Origin of the sequence: Serratia sp. NGAS9, assembly GCF_009905295.1 — a bacterium.
Taxonomy (GTDB): Bacteria; Pseudomonadota; Gammaproteobacteria; order Enterobacterales; family Enterobacteriaceae; genus Serratia; species Serratia bockelmannii.
Window position 1 is genome coordinate 2,832,554 of record NZ_CP047605.1, and the last position, 18,362, is coordinate 2,850,915.

Sequence of the window (18,362 nt, forward strand, 5' to 3'; positions counted from 1 at the left end):
AAAGGACGGGCATCATGAACATATTTGACCACTATCGCCAGCGCTACGAAGCTGCCAAGGACGAAGAGTTCACACTGCAGGAATTTCTTACCATTTGCCGGCAAGATCGCAGTGCCTATGCCAACGCGGCCGAACGTCTGCTGATGGCTATCGGTGAACCTGTGATGGTCGACACTGCGCTAGAATCACGCCTGTCGCGCCTGTTCTCCAATCGCGTGATCGCACGCTATCCGGCCTTCGAGGAATTCTATGGCATGGAAGAGGCCATCGAACAGATCGTCTCTTACCTGAAACACGCCGCGCAGGGCCTGGAAGAGAAGAAACAGATCCTTTACCTGCTGGGCCCGGTGGGCGGCGGTAAGTCCTCGCTGGCAGAACGTCTTAAGGCGTTGATGCAGCGCGTGCCCATCTACACCCTCAGCGCCAACGGCGAGCGCAGCCCGGTCAACGATCATCCGCTGTGCCTGTTCAACCCGCAGGAAGATGCCTCGATCCTGGAGAAAGAGTTCAACATCCCGAGTCGCTACCTCGGCACTATCATGTCGCCGTGGGCGGCGAAACGCCTGCATGAGTTCGGCGGCGACATCACCAAATTTAAAGTCGTGAAGGTGCGCCCTTCCATTCTGGAACAGATCGCCATCGCCAAAACCGAACCGGGCGATGAAAACAACCAGGACATCTCGGCGCTGGTCGGTAAAGTGGATATCCGTAAACTGGAGAACCACGCGCAGAACGATCCGGACGCCTACGGTTACTCCGGCGCCCTGTGCCGCGCCAACCAGGGTATTATGGAGTTCGTCGAGATGTTCAAAGCGCCGATCAAGGTGCTGCATCCGCTGCTGACCGCGACCCAGGAAGGCAACTACAACGGCACTGAAGGCATCTCCGCCCTGCCGTTCAGCGGCATTATTCTGGCGCACTCCAACGAATCCGAGTGGGTGACCTTCCGCAACAACAAGAACAACGAAGCGTTCCTCGACCGCGTGTACATCGTCAAAGTACCTTACTGCCTGCGCGTGTCTGAAGAGATCAAAATTTACGACAAGCTGCTGGATCACAGCGAGCTGACTCACGCGCCTTGCGCACCGGGCACCCTCGAAACATTGGCGCGGTTCAGCGTGCTGTCGCGGTTGAAAGAGCCGGAAAACTCGAGCATTTACTCGAAAATGCGCGTGTATGACGGCGAAAGTCTCAAGGATACCGATCCGAAAGCCAAGTCCTATCAGGAGTACCGCGACTACGCTGGGGTTGACGAAGGCATGAACGGCCTCTCCACCCGTTTCGCCTTTAAAATCCTCTCGCGGGTATTCAACTTCGATCACGCCGAGGTGGCGGCCAACCCGGTACACCTGTTCTATGTGCTGGAGCAGCAGATCGAACGCGAACAGTTCCCGCAGGATTTGGCCGAGAAATACCTGGAACACCTGAAAGGCTATCTGATCCCGAAATACGCCGAGTTTATCGGCAAAGAGATCCAGACCGCCTATCTGGAATCCTACTCGGAATACGGACAGAACATTTTTGACCGTTATGTGACCTACGCGGACTTCTGGATCCAGGATCAGGAGTATCGCGATCCCGATACCGGTCAGCTGTTCGATCGTGAGTCTTTGAACGCCGAACTGGAAAAAATTGAAAAACCGGCCGGTATCAGCAACCCGAAAGATTTCCGTAACGAAATCGTGAACTTCGTGCTGCGCGCTCGTGCCAACAACAACGGCCGCAATCCGAACTGGACCAGCTACGAGAAGCTGCGCACCGTGATCGAGAAAAAAATGTTCTCCAATACCGAAGAGCTGTTGCCGGTGATTTCGTTCAACGCCAAAACGTCGACGGACGAGCAGAAAAAACACGACGACTTCGTTGACCGCATGATGGAGAAAGGCTATACCCGCAAGCAGGTGCGCCTGCTGTGTGAATGGTATCTGCGGGTCAGAAAATCCTCATAACGCCTCAGGTAAGCGGCATTATCAGGGCCATGTCCACAGTCATGGACGTTGCAGCGCAGCCCACGGAGGGGCTGGCACATTGCGCTGCCGCGGCCGGGACATGAAGAGTTGGCAACGTCGTTTGGGGGAAGTATGGCCTATTTCATTGACCGACGGCTGAACGGCAAAAACAAGAGCATGGTGAACCGCCAGCGCTTCTTGCGCCGTTACAAGTCGCAAATCAAACAGTCGATTGCCGAAGCCATCAACAAGCGTTCGGTCACCGACGTAGACAGCGGGGAGTCGGTCTCCATCCCCACTGACGATATCAACGAACCGATGTTTCATCAGGGGCGCGGCGGCACTCGCCATCGCGTTCACCCGGGCAATGACCACTTCGTGCAGAACGATCGCGTTGAGCGGCCTCAGGGCGGCGCAGGCGGTGGCGGCGGCCAAGGGAACGCCAGTCAGGACGGTGAGGGCCAGGATGAATTCGTCTTCCAGATATCCAAAGATGAGTATCTCGATCTTTTGTTCGAGGATCTCGCCCTGCCCAACTTGAAGAAGAATCAGTACAAGCAATTGACCGAGTTCAAAACCCATCGCGCCGGCTATACCGCCAACGGCGTGCCGGCCAACATCAGCGTCGTGCGTTCGCTGCAGAACTCGCTGGCGCGGCGTACCGCCATGACCGCCGGTAAAAGACGCGCGTTGCACGAGTTGGAAGACGCGCTGACCCAGTTGGAAAACACCGAACCCGTGCAATTGCTGGAAGAGGAGCGGCTGCGCAAAGAAATTGCCGAACTGCGCAAGAAAATCGAAAGCGTGCCGTTTATCGATACCTTCGACCTGCGCTACAAAAACTATGAGCGCCGGCCGGAGCCCTCGAGCCAGGCGGTGATGTTCTGCCTGATGGACGTGTCCGGTTCGATGGATCAGGCGACCAAAGACATGGCCAAGCGTTTTTACATTCTGCTTTATCTGTTCCTGAGCCGAACCTACAAAAACGTTGAGGTGGTCTATATTCGCCATCACACCCAGGCAAAAGAGGTGGATGAACAGGAGTTCTTCTATTCACAGGAAACCGGCGGCACCATCGTCTCCAGTGCGCTGAAGTTGATGAACGACGTCGTCGAAGAACGTTATGACCCGGCGCAATGGAATATCTACGCCGCGCAAGCCTCGGACGGCGACAACTGGGCCGACGATTCACCGCTGTGCCATGAACTGTTGGCGAAGAAGATCCTGCCGATGGTGCGTTATTATAGCTACATAGAGATCACTCGCCGCGCTCACCAAACGCTGTGGCGTGAATATGAGGATCTGCAGGCGAAGTTCGACAACTTCGCCATGCAGCATATCCGCGAACCGGACGATATCTATCCGGTATTCCGCGAACTGTTTCGCAAGCAGACCGTGTGAATAACATCGCATGAATGTCACCACAGCCGGAAAACGCCGTTTTCCGGCTGTTTCTTTTCCGCATTATATTTACATCATCCGTGTTTGTTTTTTACACAATAACAATGTCAATAATAAGTCGCGTTCCCCAGAACGACCCTCTCTATTATTTGTTCTTCTGAGGTTATTCCTAAACATTCACTTCCACGTCCACACGGCTTGATAGGAATATTCCCATTCAGTTATCGTTATCCCATCGCTTGGGACCTTTCCTAAGCGAAATTTTCCTCATTTTATTTTTCTATGGCTTCTCAGCCCGCTGCGGCGGGCATTTACCTGTCAGCAGGTTAAACATCATGATCGACTACACCCTCTATGGCCTCAACAAACACGACGTTGATGAATACCATAAGCAAATATGCTGCCTGCTCGGCAAAAACGTGCTTCTGGTGCTGACCGCCAACAAGCCGATAACCAAACAGAACCTGCTCGCCAGCCTTATCCAGGAGATAGAAAAACAGCCCGATGATTATTTTCAGAGGCTGCATCGTGCGGCAATAGAAATGATCGGGGTTAACGGGCGTTAAGGCGATATGCGTAAGGCAGACATCTACGCCATTATTGCCACCGCCGTCGTGCTGATGATGCTGTTAATCATTAATATCGATAGCGATATCAGCGTTTATCCTTAATGGGCCCCTATTACGCCGGCTCTTTAGCCCGGCGTAATAGGCAGCGGAGGAATAGTCTGTCACCTTTTATTCCGAAGAACCTTTCGGCTCTTGCTTTATTGCGAACCGGCCGCTTCGTCAATCAAACTCGCCACCTCCTCGGCGTGAGAGACCAGCGAGGCGTGGCTGGCATTGAGTACCATCACTTTCTTAGGCTGCAGCCGCTGCGCCATACGTCGCTGATTCTCCGGGGCTATCATGCGATCGTCGCTGGAGAGTTGATACCATGACGGTTTATGTTTCCAGGCAGGTTCACCGAGGGTGTTACCAAAGGTATCAGCCAGCGGAGCCTTCTGCGCCACCGCCATCACCAGCGCCTCGTCGGCGGTCAGATCCTGGCAAAAGCTTTCGTGAAACTTGTCGGTTTTGATCCACAGATAACCGTCGCTGTCCGGGGTCAAATTCTCGACTGCCGCAGGAGGATGCGCTTGCGTAATACCGCCGGCACTTTCACCGGCATCCGGCGCAAACGCGGCGATGTAGACCAGGCCAACCACGTTAGGCTGGTTGCCCATTTCCGTGATCACGGCACCACCGTAAGAGTGCCCTACCAACACTACCGGTCCCGCTTGCTGCGCGACCATCTTACGCGTACGTTCCGCATCCTCAGCCAACGAGGTCAACGGCATTTCTACCGCATGAATCGCCGAATAGCCCCTGCGTGACAACTCGATGATAACCTTACTCCAGTGCGCGGCGCCGCCCCAGAATCCATGTACCAGCACGATAGTGGGTTTTGTGCTCATTGCCGACTCCTCATCTCATAGGAAAGCGCCGTAGACAGATGAACGGCCCCCCTTAAGAGACACGCCTGGCTGCCTTCGACGTCACACAGTCCCTATTTTATATAGTCAGCCCCACAGCGTTCAGCAATAGCTACGACGAGTTAACGTCCCCTGCTTTTCCGGCGTCGCCACGGCCTATCGACGCGGCTTACGCCGCAATGCCAGAGAAAAAAACGGGATTAAAACTAGGATTTTTACCCATGACGATCTAAAATTTCGCGCAAAAACAAAGAGAAGTAAATTTGACTCACGGGAAAAGGAATGAAGTTGTGAAGGAAATGATCTCCATCGTTTTTATGGCATGCCTGCTGGCGCTGCTGTTTTCGTGGCTGTTCGTCTACGGTCTTAACATTCATTAAACCTACAACGACAACAATCCCTCTTCCCGACTCGTCAGCGGCGCATCGTTACGATGCGCTAAAACCGACGCTTAAAGGGCTCGCGAACGGACAACGGCACTTCACCTCAGCCTTTTTGCCGCAAATACATCATTAATTTTTATGAATTATAGCCTCATCGCGTTTCTCCCCCTCACAGGCCCTTTTACTGCTCAGCGGAGTTCCTCCAAAACGATGGCTTGCCTGACGCAGAATGTTACCGGTAACTATGCTGTTGATTTCTTTTGGTAATAAACGTAAAGCCGTTAATAACCCCACGTTCTTTATAGAAATGAATTATGCGTCCTTATGAATAAAGGTTTGAATAAACGGCCTTTGGTCATTGATTATCCCCCGCCAAGCTCCTAGAATTCGCGCGTAAAAATACAATTGGGATCGGGTTTCATGTCGCCGCTGTGGGTTGCAACGCAATACTGTTATTTTATTGGTCTTTTAGTTTCTATGGTTTTCACCTACCTGGTTAGCCGGGACACCGTCAAAATTCGCTGTATCAGCGCAGTGACCATCGGGTTAACCTGGCCGTTGAGCCTGCCGGTCGTGTTGCTGTTTTCGCTGTTCTAATGCCCCCATGCCGCGCGGTGGCTTTTAAGCAATCGTGTTAATGAAATGAGGCTGACCACCGACGTCGTGGTTTTGGGCGAGGGATAAAAAAACGCCAGCGCAAGGCTGGCATGAAAACTGGAAGCAATGTGAGCAATGTCGTGCCGGAACGGGGGGCACAGAAGGAGACAACCCTTTTCCCCTCACCGGCGAAACAAATGATAATACGTCTCATTATTGAATGTAAAGTCATTTCCCCACGCAACTTTTTCCCTTTGGAAAACTATCAGCCGCGCGGCGCTCGCCAGCGCTGATACAGTCGCCCTCCCCCCCACACCAGCAGCCAAAGCAAAACATTGAACCCCAACCATAGCATCAGCAAATAGAAGAAAGTCTGATAGCTGGGTATGCCCCGATCGGCCAAAAACGGGTTAAAGTGAAAAAATTTGACGATCGCGAACGGATTAAGATTGAAACGGTTGAACACGGCCGTCGTCAACAACGGTGGCAACAGTGTGTAAAATGTCAGGCTGAACAGCAGCAGGATTTTTGTGCCAGAAGTGTTTTTATAATCTCTCATATCAATGTATTACGTCTTCCATTGTGGTGGGAAAACCGCCAGACATTCGCACGCTAATCGACCCCGCAAGCGCCAAAGAGTTCCAGGTCAACGCGGAAATAAAGCCGTTCATGCGTTTAATTGTCATTTAGCGCACGGGTGATATATACCCAGTGGATTTAAAATTACGATGTCGCCGCGTCGTCTTCAACCGCAGCGTTTGCATGGCATCATCAGGAGGCATTAATGAAACCGGACGCACTCTCCCTGCCGCCGAACCCGAAAAAGCTCAAAGTCATCTACGGCTGGTATATTTACGTGATCTATATCCTGCTGGTTTTCAACATTTACATGGCGGTCTACAACGTCTGCGTTCGGCATCCGATCGAAGCCCCGCTACTGTCGCTTTTTCACAGCCTGTTCATCGCGTTGATGCTGCAGCAGGTACTCAGGAAGAACGTCGTTTTCGCCTGGATCTTGCTGAGCTATTTTATTCTGATGCGCCTCTATTACGCCAATGTGCTGCATGTCGAGTTCACGCTGGTGAGCCGCGGCCTGGTGCTGCTGATTCTGACGCTGCTGCTGACCGGCGGCGTGGCCGTCGGGCAGTTGGCCACGCCGCCGCAGCGACATGACTGGCTGGCGCGGCTGGGCTGGCGGCAATGGGGAGCGCTCATGGCGCTGGCGGCCATCCTGACCCCGTTGATTACCACCGACTATCTGGGGTAAACAGACTGCTACTTGGGGATATGAGGTTCGGAAATGTCTACGACGCGGCATATTTTAGTGAAGTTGCCCGCCTTCTCACAGATCTTGTCCGTGACGAACATGCTAAGGTAGCCCAGCAACAGCAAGTAGCCGACCATGCACAGAATAAAGATAAGCGTTCTCACCGATAACGACCAACCTGATAAGAGTATCCCGAGCATCATAACCTGAACGCGGCGCTTTAAAAGGATTTCATGTGCGCATCGGCCCGCATCGGCGCACGTTCTGTAGTAATATTAAGCCACCACGCCTACCACCGGAAACGCCGATGCACCATCTGATGTTAGACATTGAAACCCTGGACACAAAACCCAGCGCCGTCATTCTGGTGGTTGCGGCGGTGTTTTTCGATCCCCGAACCGGGGAACTGGGCGCCGAATTCGAAGCCGCCGTCAGTTGCCAGAAAGAGCAACCGGGCCGTACCATCAGCCTGGATACGGTTGCCTGGTGGGCGAAACAGTCCGACGAAGCGCGCAAACAGGCCTTCGGCGGCACCGAGAGCCTGAAACGCGTGTTGAGCAGCCTCAGCCGCTTTATCCATATGAACAGCACCGATACGGTGAAAGTCTGGGGCAACGGCAAAGAGTTCGACTGTGCGATCCTCGAACACGCCTTCCAGCAGCTGGAAATGCCCTGCCCGTGGAAATTCTGGGATACTCAGGACGTGCGCACGGTGATAACGTTGGCAGAACTTCACGGCTTTAACCCCAAAAAGACACGCCCGTTCGAAGGCATGCCGCACCGTGCGTTGGATGATGCTCGCCACCAGGCCCGTTACGTGGCCGATGCCGTCTCGGCGCTCTATTACCGCCAGGGGGCGTAGCGCTGACCCGCTTTGCCCCTTTTCATTTGTCGCCGGAGTCTCTACTCTAGCCCTCTTTGTCACTCGGACGTGCCTTTCCTGTTATGCAAAAGTTTCTGTTTATGCTTCTCAGCCTGGTGCTGCTCGGCCCATTAGGCATCGATCTTTACCTGCCGACCATTCCCGCCATTGCCGTCGGCCTGGGCAGCAGCGAAGCGCTGATCCAATCCACCATTTCACTGTTTATTCTGGTGCTCGGCCTCGGCCAGGTCATCGCCGGCCCGCTGGTGGATAACTATGGCCGCAAGCCGGTGGCGCTGGCCGGCATTATCCTCTACATGATCGGCGCCGCGATGGCGGCGCTGGCTACCAGTCCGACGCTTTTCATCGCTTCGCGTCTGCTGCAAGGGGTGGCGGTTTGCTGCACCGCCGTCGTCGCCTTCAGCGGCGTGCGCGACCGCCTGAATGGTGACGACGCTGCCCGCGCCTTCGGCTTTCTCAATGGCACGCTGAACATCATCCCCGCGCTGGCGCCGCTGCTCGGCGGCCTGCTCGCCGAAGCCTTCGGCTGGCGAGCCCCTTTCTGGTTCCTGGTCGGTTATGCGCTGCTGGTGTTGGTGCTCATCGCGCTGCGCCTGCCGGAAACCCGCCCTGCCGACACCGTCCCGGTCAAGGGGCTGCCGGTACGCCAATATGCGCGCATCCTCAGCGAACGGCGTTTCCTTTCCTTTGCGGTAGTGAACTCCGGGGCGATGGGCATGGCGCTGACCTACGTTTCCCTGGCACCGAACGTGCTGATGGGCACCGCCGGCCTGACCCCGCTGCAATTTTCGCTGGTGTTCGGCGCCAACGGTTTCTGGATCATGCTGGTCAGCTTCTTCGCCAACCGCATCATCCACAAGGTAGGCCGTCCGGTTTGCCTGGCGACCGGCGGCATTTTGATGGGGCTGGGCTGTCTGGGGTTGCTGCTGGGCGTCATGCTGCTGCCCGCGGCGGCGCAAGCGCACTGGCTGGCGTATATGCTGCCGGTCGCCAGCGCCTGCGCCGGGTTGGCGTTCGTGATGGGTCCGGCCACCAGCTACGCGTTGGAGCCGTACTCCAATGAGGCAGGCGTCGCGTCCGCGCTGGTCGGTTTCGTACAGATGGCCGGCGGTGCCGCACTGGGACTGGTGGCGATGGCGTTGCCGTTGCAGCCGAAGTTGTCGCTGGCATTGGTCATGCTGGCGGGCTGCCTGCTGGCGCTGCACGCACGGCGGCTCAGCAAGCAGATTAAAGGGCAGATAAAAAAAGTCGCCTGAGCCGCGGCTCAGGCTTCGGTGACGACCGGCACCCGCGCCGCTAACGCCGACAGCAGCTCATAACCCAACGTTCCTGCCGCCGTGGCCACCTCGTCTACCGGCAGGCGTTTCCCCCACAGCTCCACGTCGGCGCCCAATTCGACTTGTGGACAGGGCGTCAGATCCACCGCCAGCATATCCATCGACACCGTTCCCAGGGTGCGCGTCAGCACGCCGTCAACCCACACCGGCGTACCGGTCGGCGCATGACGCGGATAGCCGTCGGCGTAACCGCAGGCCACCACGCCGATACGCTGCGTGCCGGCGGCGCTGTAACGGCCGCCGTACCCCACGCGATCGCCAGACTTCAGTTGCTGAATGCCGATGATCTCGCTGCTCAGCGTCATCGCCGGCTGCAGCCCCGTCCCCGCAACATCATTCCAGCAACCGCTCGGCGAAGCGCCATAGAGAACAATCCCAGGGCGGACCCAACTGCCGTGGGTCGAAGGGTGCCACAGCGTGGCGGCCGAGTTGGCCAGGCAGCGCGGCAACGGTATATCGACTGCCGCTGCCTCGATAGTGGCCATCTGCTGGGCCACGCCTTCCGGGCCGTCGGCGGTGGCGAAATGGCTCATCAGCATAAGCTCGCCGATATTGGCAACCGCCTGCGCCCTGCGCCACACCTCATGCAGCCGATCGGGTGCGAACCCCAACCGATTCATGCCGCTGTTCACTTTCAGATAGACATTGAGCGGCGCGTTCAGCGTGGCGTCGGCGATCGCCGACAGCTGCCAGTCGCTGTGCACCGCCGTCGTCAGGCGATAACGGTCAAGCAACGCCAGATCCTGCGGCTGGAAGAATCCCTCCAGCAGAAGAATCGGCCCTTGCCAACCCGACTCGCGCAGCAGCACCGCTTCGGCCAGATCCAGCATGGCGAAGCCGTCGGTTTGCGCCATGCTGCGCCAAACGTGTTTGATGCCGTGGCCATAGGCGTTGGCCTTGACCACCGCCCAAACTTTGGCGCCGGGAGCGAAACGGCGCACCACCTGCAGGTTATTTTCAATCGCGCCGAGATGCATCGTGGCGGTTATCGGACGGGGCATCGGTTCTCCTTGGGGCAGCGTACAGCGGCCACGCGCGCCTGCGCGTGGCCGGAAAAGTCTATGACAACGTCGACGATTAACGTGCGGGATGCACGTCGTTCAGCGGAACCGCGTGTTGCTGGCGAAACCCGGCGCTGTAACGCGCCACCGCCAGGTCATCGGAAGGGATCGCCGGCGTAATGCCGGACATCAGATCGGACAACAACTGCCCGGAGCCGCAGGCCATCGTCCAGCCCAACGTGCCATGCCCGGTATTGAGATACAGGTTCTTCAGCGAAGTGCGGCCGACAATTGGCGTGCCGTCCGGCGTCATCGGCCGCAGGCCGGTCCAGAACGTCGCCTCTTCCACTCTGCCGCCGTTCGGGTAGAGATCGCGCACCACCATCTCCAGCGTTTCGCGCCGTTTTTGCTCCAGCTGGGTATTGAAACCGACGATCTCCGCCATGCCGCCGACGCGAATGCGCTGGTCAAAACGCGTGATGGCGATTTTATACGTCTCATCCAATACCGTAGAGAACGGCGCCGCCGCTTCGTCGGTGATAGGAATGGTCAACGAATAGCCCTTCAGCGGGTAAACCGGAATGGACACCAGGCCGCGCAGCAGCGCCGTGGAGTACGAGCCGAACGCCACCACATAGCTGTCGGCCTTAAACACTTCCTCGCCGCACTGGACGCCGGCGATCTTGCCGCCTTCAACCAGCAGACGATCGACGCCGCGGTTGAACAGGAAGGTTACGCCCGCCTGCTCTGCCATCTTCGCCAACTGTTGCGTAAACAGCTGGCAATCGCCGGTCTCGTCGTTCGGCAACTGCAGGCCGCCGGTCAGCTTGTGCGCCACCTGCGCCAACGCCGGCTCGACGCTACCGAGTTGGCCGGCTTCCAGCAATCGGTAAGGCACGCCGGCATCTTCCAATACCGCAATGTCTTTCGCGGCGTTTTCGAACTGTTGTTGAGTGCGGAACAGCTGCAGCGTGCCACCCTGGCGACCTTCGTACTGGATACCGGTTTCCTGACGCAGCGCCTTGATACAATCGCGGCTGTATTCCGCCAGACGTACCATGCGGCCTTTGTTGGTCATGTAGTGTTCGGTGTTGCAGTTTTTCAGCATCTGCCACATCCAGTTCAGCTGGAAGCTGCTGCCATCGAGACGGATGGCCAGCGGCGCATGGCGCTGGAACATCCACTTGATGGCCTTAAGCGGCACACCCGGCGCCGCCCAGGGTGCGGCATAGCCCGGTGAGATCTGCCCAGCGTTCGCAGCGCTGGTTTCCAGTGCGGGGCCTGGCTGACGATCGATCACCGTCACCTCATGCCCCGCCTTCGCCAAATACCAGGCACTGGCTACGCCCACCACTCCACTACCTAAAATTACCACTCGCATCGCTGACTCCAGCCTAAGGCTTCACAAAGCATAATCTTCTGCTCACAGGAAATTAACTCAGTGAAAAAATCCGTCCAACAACTTCGTCATCAAACGTGACAATATTCACAATTAATTTATCGTCGATGGGTCATGCATTTGCAATAGCCACCTGAAAATAGCGATAAGATGCGGTTTAGAGGGGCCTATGGCGTCAAACCGCCGCTGAATAGATAGCAATGCTATCAATGATAGCAATCAAAAAAGGCGTAATAAGCAACATTGATTTAACAGAATATAAAAATACCAGCCAGTACATAAGCAGAACAAAAAACCAATAAAATAAAAAATTCCAACATAACAAACAAAGAGAGCCCCCTCCCTCCGCAGCAGAAAAATCGCGTAAAATTACAGCTACCGTTAACCTTGCTTTCAGTGCTGGAATAAAACACCCGAGCCCTTAGCCCTCCCGTTTACATTGAACGCTGCAGCACGATATGAACGTTAACGCCAGAAGCAACGCCTAAAGTTCACACTGTCGCTATCGTGGAGAACGCCTTATGTTCATCGCCATCTACCAATTTTCAGTCAAAACCGGGCACGAACACGCCTTTCGCCAGGCCTGGCTTGAATTGACCCAAGGTATCTATCTGCAGCGCGACAGCCTGGGCTCGCGCCTGCATCAGGATGTGAGCGGGCAGTTTATCGGCTATGCGCAATGGCCAAGCCGAGTCGCATGGGAAAGCGCCGGTGATATTCAGTTGGATGAACGCTACCGGCAAGCCCGGGAACGAATGCGTGCGACCTTGCTGGCGGATAAAACGCTGTTTGAAATGGAAGTGACGGACGATTATCTGAAAGTCAGACCGTTTGACTGAGGACAAGCCCACCTAAGCGGGCTTGGGGTCGCGGGAGCGGGGGCATCAATGATGCAGCATCTCGTCCACGACTTCTTTGGTCTGCAGTTGGAATGGGTAGTAAGTCGGCCAATTATCCATTTCTTTCAGCAACGCTTCCTGCGAGGTGTTGCCCATAAAGATATGGAAATGCGCCGATTTGCGCGGGCCGATAATGTGATCGCTGAACTGCACGAATTTCGGCGCCAGGCTGCCGGCTTCCTGGCATTCGAACAGATAACGCACGCCCTTTTTACCAGAGACATAGGTCAGGATCTTATGCCCGGCGTACTTATACTGACAAGCGCTGGCTTGGTCGCCGCGGTGAAACTCCATGACGCCGTTTTCAATGCCGATAGTATCCACATCGGTAGCGTACCCTTTACGGTAATACGCCTTCACTTCTGCGAAGGTCTTGCTCTTATCCTGCGCCGCTTTCTTCTTGAACACCGGATCGAGATCCCCATTGAGCAGGTAAGGGTACACGGATTGCCACACACCCTCCCAATCCGCCAGGTCGCGATCTTTGACGTCCTTATCGTCGAACACGCCCGCCTCGGCCTTTTTTTCCACTTCCGTCAGCGGCTTGCCATGTGAATGATGCCCGTGGGCAAACGCCTGCCCGCTGATAAACAGCGCTGCCAGCGCCACCGCCACTTTGCCAAAATGCCTCGCCAAAATGCGCTCCTTGTCCGTTATTGAGAAAATGAAAAGTTACAATATAACATAACAATTTTCAATCCCTGTCGTACAACAGGCATGTGTTGCACGCTCTTGCCGCAGGGCTATACTCGGAGAAGACGCGCGGTGCTGTGCCGCCTTCTGCCAGGACGGGCGTCGAATTGAGCGCCGTTCGCGCCTTTGCGTACCGGCATTTTTATTTCACTGATTTGCAATGATTAATTATGACTTGAACTATGCTTGTTACAGGGTCTGCCGTTTGAGCAAGACCCGTGAATAATGAGGGTGCGCTGATGACTACTTCAACACATGAAAAGGTTAAGGATGATAAACGTCTGAGCGATGGACCGGACTGGACGTTCGAACTGCTGCAGGTGTATTTGGAGCAGATCGACCGCGTCGCCAAGCATTACCGGCTCGACACCTACCCCCATCAGATCGAGGTGATCACCTCCGAGCAGATGATGGACGCCTATTCGAGCGTCGGCATGCCGATCAACTATACCCATTGGTCCTTCGGCAAGAAGTTCATCGAAACCGAACAGCGCTACAAACAGGGCCAGCAAGGGCTGGCGTATGAAATCGTCATCAACTCCAATCCCTGCATCGCCTACCTGATGGAGGAGAACACCATCACCATGCAGGCGCTGGTGATGGCACACGCCTGCTATGGCCACAACTCGTTCTTCAAGAATAACTATCTGTTCCGCAGCTGGACCGACGCCAGTTCCATCGTCGATTATCTGTTGTTCGCCCGTCACTACATCAGCCAGTGCGAAGAACGCTACGGCGTAGAAGAAGTGGAACGGTTGCTGGACTCCTGCCACGCACTGATGAGCTACGGCGTCGACAGGTACAAACGCCCGCAGAAAATCTCCTTGGTGGAAGAGAAAGCGCGCCAGAAAAGCCGCGAAGAATATCTGCAAAGCCAGGTGAACACGCTGTGGAAGACCCTGCCACGCGTCGAGCGCGAAGAGTCGCCGGAGCAGGCTCGTCGCTATCCAAGCGAACCGCAGGAAAATATCCTCTATTTTATCGAGAAGAACGCACCGCTACTGGAACCTTGGCAGCGTGAGGTGTTACGCATCGTACGCAAAGTCAGCCAGTATTTCTACCCGCAAAAACAGACTCAGGTGATGAACGAGGGCTGGGCCACCTTCTGGCACTACACCATCCTCAACCATTTGTACGACGAGGGCCGTGTGACCGAGCGGTTTATGCTGGAGTTTTTACACAGCCACACCAACGTGGTGTATCAGCCGCCTTACAACAGCCCGTACTATAACGGCATCAACCCTTATGCACTGGGCTTCGCCATGTTCCAGGACATCAAGCGCATCTGCCAATCACCGACCGAGGAAGACCGCTACTGGTTCCCGGACATCGCCGGAAAAGACTGGTTGGAGACACTGCACTTCGCCATGCGCGACTTCAAGGACGAGAGCTTTATCAGCCAGTTCCTGTCGCCCAAAGTGATGCGCGACTTCCGCTTGTTCACCGTGCTGGACGACGATCGCAACAACTATCTGGAAATTGCCGCGATCCACAACGAGGCCGGCTACCGGGCGATCCGTCAGGAGCTGTCTGCACAATACAACCTGAGCAATCACGAGCCGAACATTCAGATCTGGAACGTGGACCTGCGCGGCGACCGCTCGCTAACATTGCGTTATATCCCACAGGAGCGTGCGCCGTTGGATAAAAGCCGTCGCGACGTGTTGAAGCACCTGCACCGCCTGTGGGGCTTCGACGTGATCCTAGAACAGCAAAACGAAGACGGCAGCGTGGAGCTGCTCGATCGGTGCCCGCCGCGACCAACGCCGCTGTAATCCGCCATAACGACAAAGGGCGCCAAAATGGCGCCCTTTCTTAATTTCATTAATACGCAATCAGCGACGCGCTTCGGTCAGATCGCTCGGCATGGTGCCCTGCATGCTCTGCCAAATCGCCCCGCTGTCTTTACCGTAGTTGCGCACGGTGTCCATCACCTGGTCGTACAGCTTCTCATGGCACAGCGTGGACAGCTTGCTGTAGAAGGTCAGCGCCAGCTTGCGCGCTTCCGGGTTGGAGAAGTAGTAACGGCCCACGCGGGTGTACAGCCCTTTCAGGCCGTTGAAAATCAAGCCGTAGATCGGGTTGCCAGAAGCGAACGCCAAACCACGGAAGATCTCGTAATCGAGCAAATTGAACGCGTCTGCCTGATCTTCTACCTCGGCGGCTTTCGCCAGCACTTCCTGGGCCTGTTCCGGATGATTGCGCACCGCGGCGCGAATAAAGATCGACGCGATATTGGTGCGCACGGACAGCAGGTTATCGATCAGCTGCGGGACGCTTTTGTGATCGAGACGGGCTACGGTCTCAAGGATATTGAGGCCGGACGTTTCCCAGAAATTGTTCACTTTGGTCGGTTTGCCATGCTGAATGGTCAACCAACCATCGCGGGCCAGACGTTGCAACACTTCACGTAACGTAGTGCGCGTGACGCCAATCAATTCCGAAAGCTCACGCTCCGCGGGCAAAATAGAGCCAGGGGGGAAGCGATTATTCCAAATACTCTCAATAATGTACTCTTCCGCGAAACCGGCAGGACTCTGCGCCTTTATGACCATGTGTTTGACGTTCCGTTGCGACGATAAAATCAGTAAAAGTAATCAGCTCATCATACCAGATCGTGCTGACATGACATAGCGTGAGCGAAAAACAATAAACGAAAGTGTGCATAAAGTGGCAAAAAACGCGCAAAAACACCGGCCGAAGGAAATTTGCCGCCGTAAAACAAGCTCCGGTTGCGCACGCCCCCACCGCATTGTTAGGGTACGTGCTACGACTGATTAAGGATGCATAGAGGACAATGGAAACAACCCTGCGCAGCGCCCTGCTCAAAAATTTTCTGGGGCAATCTCCCGACTGGTACAAACTGACCATTCTCATTTTTCTGGCGATCAACCCCCTGGTGTTCTTTTTCGCCAGCCCGTTTATTGCGGGTTGGCTGCTGGTGGTCGAGTTCATCTTTACCCTGGCGATGGCGCTGAAATGCTACCCGTTGCTGCCGGGCGGCCTGCTGGCGCTAGGGGCCGTGGCCATCGGCATGACCAGCCCGGCGCAGGTTTCGCAGGAAATCGAACATAATCTGGAAGTGTTGCTGCTGCTGATCTTTATGGTGGCAGGCATCTACTTTATGAAGCAGCTGCTGCTGTTCGTGTTCACCAAGCTGCTGCTCAACATCCGTTCGAAAACGCTGCTGTCGCTGGCGTTTTGCCTGGCCGCCGCCTTCCTTTCTGCCTTCCTCGACGCGCTGACGGTCGTGGCGGTAGTGATCAGCGTGGCCACCGGTTTCTATTCCATCTATCACAACGTGACGTCAAACCGCCCTGACGGCGACATTGGCGATGACAGTGATTTTACCGGCGAAGAGCGCAAACAGACGCTGGAGCAATTCCGCGCTTTTCTGCGCAGCCTGCTGATGCACGCCGGCGTCGGCACCGCGCTCGGCGGGGTCATGACCATGGTGGGCGAGCCACAGAACCTGATTATCGCCAAAAACGCGGGCTGGGGTTTTATCGATTTCTTCCTGCGTATGGCGCCGGTCACGCTGCCGGTGTTGGTGTGCGGCCTGCTGGTGTGTTGGCTGGTAGAACGTTTTCGCCTGTTTGGCTACGGCGCGCAATTGCCGGGAGCGGTGCGCGACGTGCTGAAAGAGTATGACCGCAAGGCCAGCGCAGGCCGTAGCAAACAAGAACGGCTTAAATTGGTGATGCAGGCGCTGATCGGCGTTTGGCTGGTGCTGGCGTTGGCCTTCCATCTGGCAGAAGTTGGGCTGATCGGCCTGTCGGTCATCGTTCTCGCCACCTCCCTGTGCGGCGTGAATGACGAGCACGCCATCGGCAAAGCGTTCCAGGAAGCGCTGCCATTTACCGCTCTGCTGACGGTGTTCTTCACCGTGGTCGCAGTGATCATCGAACAGCACCTGTTCAGCCCGGTGATCCAGTTTGTGCTGCGCGCCGAGCCCTCCTCTCAGCTTTCGCTGTTCTACCTGTTCAACGGCCTGCTGTCGTCGGTTTCCGACAACGTGTTCGTCGGCACCGTTTACATCAACGAGGCGCGCACCGCGCTGGAAACCGGCGCGATCGGGCTGAAGCAGTTCGAGCTGCTGGCGGTCGCCATCAATACCGGCACCAACCTGCCTTCGGTCGCCACCCCTAATGGGCAGGCGGCGTTTCTGTTCCTGCTGACGTCGGCATTGGCGCCGCTGGTGCGTCTGTCGTATGGCCGCATGGTCTGGATGGCCCTGCCTTATACGGTGGTGTTGACGGTAGTTGGCCTGCTGTGCGTCCAATTCACTTTGGAGCCGGCGACCGAGCTGTTGACGCAGTGGCATTGGCTGACGCTGCCGCCCATCGACACCGTCAGCCACTGAGACGGCGCCGGCAGGGTGAACCGATATTTTTACGCTGAAACCGGCCCAAGTGGCTGGCAGCGAGGGGGAATTGGTTTACACTGCCGGTTCAATTGCTTACTGCATGGAAGAATCTAGATATGTTGCAATTCTTTAACCGCTGTTCACAAGGACGCGGCGCCTGGCTGCTGATGGCCCTGACAGCGTTGGTGTTGGAACTGGTCGCGCTCTATTTCCAGCACGTTATGCTGCTGCAGCCGTGCGTGATGTGCATTTACGAGCGTTGCGCGCTATTCGGCATCCTCGGCGCCTCGTTGGTAGGCGCTATCGCGCCGAAAACCCCGCTGCGCTACGCGGCGATCTTGCTGTGGATCTACAGCGCCTGGGAAGGCGTACAGCTGGCGTGGAAGCACACCATGATCCAGTTGCATCCTTCGCCATTCAATACCTGCGATTTCTTTGTCAGCTTCCCGTCCTGGCTGCCGCTGGACAAATGGCTGCCGGCGGTGTTCCACGCTTCCGGTGACTGTTCCGTGCGTCAATGGCAGTTCCTGACGCTGGAAATGCCACAATGGCTGGTTGGTATCTTCGGCGCCTATCTGCTGGTGGCGCTGATTGTACTGATCGCACAGTTTGTCCGCCCACGCCGCCGCGATCTGTTCGGCCACTGAACGGCAGACAAACAAAAAACGGCGCCACCAGGCGCCGTTTTTTTAGGGTATTACTGTCAAATTCAG

Annotated in this window: 17 protein-coding genes; 11 read left to right on the forward strand and 6 right to left on the reverse strand. The window is 56.0% G+C overall.

All coding sequences use genetic code 11. From position 1 onward, the window contains the following. Positions 1-14: 14 nt before the first annotated feature. The 3 genes from yeaG (at position 15) to GUC32_RS13575 (ending at position 3,916) form a co-directional block, all read left to right on the forward strand. Entirely contained in the window at positions 15-1,949 is a 1,935-nt protein-coding gene (gene yeaG / locus GUC32_RS13565; RefSeq protein WP_025303096.1) for a protein kinase YeaG, read from the forward strand. Between the two features lie 132 nt (positions 1,950-2,081). Continuing rightward, complete coding sequence (locus GUC32_RS13570; protein WP_004932234.1) at positions 2,082-3,350, forward strand: YeaH/YhbH family protein; 1,269 nt, start codon at positions 2,082-2,084, stop codon at positions 3,348-3,350. A 335-nt stretch (positions 3,351-3,685) separates the two neighbouring features. Further along, positions 3,686-3,916, forward strand: coding sequence for a hypothetical protein (locus tag GUC32_RS13575; RefSeq protein ID WP_004932237.1), 231 nt, complete (start codon positions 3,686-3,688; stop codon positions 3,914-3,916). Between the two features lie 200 nt (positions 3,917-4,116). Here the strand turns inward: GUC32_RS13575 and GUC32_RS13580 are convergent, their stop codons facing one another. Further along, positions 4,117-4,806, reverse strand: a complete 690-nt coding sequence (locus GUC32_RS13580) for an alpha/beta hydrolase (protein ID WP_043142997.1) — start codon at positions 4,804-4,806, stop codon at positions 4,117-4,119. 821 nt (positions 4,807-5,627) lie between these two features. Here GUC32_RS13580 and GUC32_RS13585 point away from each other — a divergent pair. Beyond that, positions 5,628-5,804, forward strand: a complete 177-nt coding sequence (locus GUC32_RS13585; RefSeq protein ID WP_025303098.1) for a GhoT/OrtT family toxin — start codon at positions 5,628-5,630, stop codon at positions 5,802-5,804. 265 nt (positions 5,805-6,069) lie between these two features. Here GUC32_RS13585 and GUC32_RS13590 read toward each other — a convergent pair whose 3' ends face one another. After that, positions 6,070-6,363 carry a hypothetical protein gene (locus GUC32_RS13590; protein ID WP_043142999.1) on the reverse strand — a complete coding sequence of 98 codons (294 nt, stop codon included), beginning with the start codon at positions 6,361-6,363 and terminating at the stop codon, positions 6,070-6,072. 225 nt (positions 6,364-6,588) lie between these two features. On the opposite strand from GUC32_RS13590, the gene GUC32_RS13595 reads away from it, so the two are divergent. The 3 genes from GUC32_RS13595 to GUC32_RS13605 all read left to right on the forward strand — a co-directional run bounded on the left by GUC32_RS13595 (position 6,589) and on the right by GUC32_RS13605 (position 9,210). Further along, positions 6,589-7,071, forward strand: coding sequence for a hypothetical protein (locus tag GUC32_RS13595; RefSeq protein ID WP_025303100.1), 483 nt, complete (start codon positions 6,589-6,591; stop codon positions 7,069-7,071). A gap of 307 nt (positions 7,072-7,378) precedes the next feature. Continuing rightward, positions 7,379-7,933, forward strand: coding sequence for a 3'-5' exonuclease (locus GUC32_RS13600; RefSeq protein WP_038629407.1), 555 nt, complete (start codon positions 7,379-7,381; stop codon positions 7,931-7,933). Between the two features lie 83 nt (positions 7,934-8,016). Further along, the gene (locus GUC32_RS13605; RefSeq protein WP_025303101.1) at positions 8,017-9,210 is read left to right on the forward strand and encodes a multidrug effflux MFS transporter; all 1,194 of its coding nucleotides are present in this window, start codon (positions 8,017-8,019) and stop codon (positions 9,208-9,210) included. Between the two features lie 8 nt (positions 9,211-9,218). On the opposite strand, the gene dadX is transcribed toward GUC32_RS13605, so the two are convergent. Next, a complete protein-coding gene (gene dadX, locus GUC32_RS13610) occupies positions 9,219-10,292 on the reverse strand; it encodes a catabolic alanine racemase DadX (protein ID WP_369435274.1) in 1,074 nt (357 codons plus the stop codon). 76 nt (positions 10,293-10,368) lie between these two features. Beyond that, a complete protein-coding gene (locus GUC32_RS13615; RefSeq protein WP_369435275.1) occupies positions 10,369-11,673 on the reverse strand; it encodes a D-amino acid dehydrogenase in 1,305 nt (434 codons plus the stop codon). A 539-nt stretch (positions 11,674-12,212) separates the two neighbouring features. On the opposite strand from GUC32_RS13615, the gene GUC32_RS13620 reads away from it, so the two are divergent. Beyond that, complete coding sequence (locus tag GUC32_RS13620) at positions 12,213-12,530, forward strand: antibiotic biosynthesis monooxygenase (protein ID WP_325976620.1); 318 nt, start codon at positions 12,213-12,215, stop codon at positions 12,528-12,530. A 45-nt stretch (positions 12,531-12,575) separates the two neighbouring features. Here GUC32_RS13620 and zinT read toward each other — a convergent pair whose 3' ends face one another. Next, a complete protein-coding gene (gene zinT, locus GUC32_RS13625) occupies positions 12,576-13,226 on the reverse strand; it encodes a metal-binding protein ZinT (RefSeq protein ID WP_025303105.1) in 651 nt (216 codons plus the stop codon). Positions 13,227-13,522: 296 nt separating this feature from the next. Here zinT and GUC32_RS13630 point away from each other — a divergent pair, with 296 nt between their 5' ends. Then, positions 13,523-15,058, forward strand: coding sequence for a SpoVR family protein (locus tag GUC32_RS13630; RefSeq protein ID WP_025303106.1), 1,536 nt, complete (start codon positions 13,523-13,525; stop codon positions 15,056-15,058). 60 nt (positions 15,059-15,118) lie between these two features. Here the strand turns inward: GUC32_RS13630 and fadR are convergent, their stop codons facing one another. Further along, positions 15,119-15,838, reverse strand: coding sequence for a fatty acid metabolism transcriptional regulator FadR (fadR, locus tag GUC32_RS13635; protein WP_025303107.1), 720 nt, complete (start codon positions 15,836-15,838; stop codon positions 15,119-15,121). Positions 15,839-16,080: 242 nt separating this feature from the next. Between fadR and nhaB the strand changes: the two genes are divergently transcribed. Then, positions 16,081-17,646, forward strand: coding sequence for a sodium/proton antiporter NhaB (gene nhaB, locus GUC32_RS13640; protein WP_369435276.1), 1,566 nt, complete (start codon positions 16,081-16,083; stop codon positions 17,644-17,646). A gap of 119 nt (positions 17,647-17,765) precedes the next feature. After that, on the forward strand, positions 17,766-18,296 hold the full coding sequence (gene dsbB, locus GUC32_RS13645) for a disulfide bond formation protein DsbB (protein WP_033632858.1): 531 nt from the start codon (positions 17,766-17,768) through the stop codon (positions 18,294-18,296). The last annotated feature ends 66 nt before the right edge of the window (positions 18,297-18,362 follow it).

Excerpts from the sequence above, each read along its gene's own strand:
- yeaG (WP_025303096.1), top strand. The coding sequence starts at position 15 with ATGAACATATTTGACCACTATCGCCAGCGCTACGAAGCTGCCAAGGAC.
- GUC32_RS13570 (WP_004932234.1), top strand. The coding sequence starts at position 2,082 with ATGGCCTATTTCATTGACCGACGGCTGAACGGCAAAAACAAGAGCATG.
- GUC32_RS13575 (WP_004932237.1), top strand. The coding sequence starts at position 3,686 with ATGATCGACTACACCCTCTATGGCCTCAACAAACACGACGTTGATGAA.
- GUC32_RS13580 (WP_043142997.1), bottom strand. The coding sequence starts at position 4,806 with ATGAGCACAAAACCCACTATCGTGCTGGTACATGGATTCTGGGGCGGC.
- GUC32_RS13585 (WP_025303098.1), top strand. The coding sequence starts at position 5,628 with ATGTCGCCGCTGTGGGTTGCAACGCAATACTGTTATTTTATTGGTCTT.
- GUC32_RS13590 (WP_043142999.1), bottom strand. The coding sequence starts at position 6,363 with ATGAGAGATTATAAAAACACTTCTGGCACAAAAATCCTGCTGCTGTTC.
- GUC32_RS13595 (WP_025303100.1), top strand. The coding sequence starts at position 6,589 with ATGAAACCGGACGCACTCTCCCTGCCGCCGAACCCGAAAAAGCTCAAA.
- GUC32_RS13600 (WP_038629407.1), top strand. The coding sequence starts at position 7,379 with ATGCACCATCTGATGTTAGACATTGAAACCCTGGACACAAAACCCAGC.
- GUC32_RS13605 (WP_025303101.1), top strand. The coding sequence starts at position 8,017 with ATGCAAAAGTTTCTGTTTATGCTTCTCAGCCTGGTGCTGCTCGGCCCA.
- dadX (WP_369435274.1), bottom strand. The coding sequence starts at position 10,292 with ATGCCCCGTCCGATAACCGCCACGATGCATCTCGGCGCGATTGAAAAT.
- GUC32_RS13615 (WP_369435275.1), bottom strand. The coding sequence starts at position 11,673 with ATGCGAGTGGTAATTTTAGGTAGTGGAGTGGTGGGCGTAGCCAGTGCC.
- GUC32_RS13620 (WP_325976620.1), top strand. The coding sequence starts at position 12,213 with ATGTTCATCGCCATCTACCAATTTTCAGTCAAAACCGGGCACGAACAC.
- GUC32_RS13630 (WP_025303106.1), top strand. The coding sequence starts at position 13,523 with ATGACTACTTCAACACATGAAAAGGTTAAGGATGATAAACGTCTGAGC.
- fadR (WP_025303107.1), bottom strand. The coding sequence starts at position 15,838 with ATGGTCATAAAGGCGCAGAGTCCTGCCGGTTTCGCGGAAGAGTACATT.
- nhaB (WP_369435276.1), top strand. The coding sequence starts at position 16,081 with ATGGAAACAACCCTGCGCAGCGCCCTGCTCAAAAATTTTCTGGGGCAA.
- dsbB (WP_033632858.1), top strand. The coding sequence starts at position 17,766 with ATGTTGCAATTCTTTAACCGCTGTTCACAAGGACGCGGCGCCTGGCTG.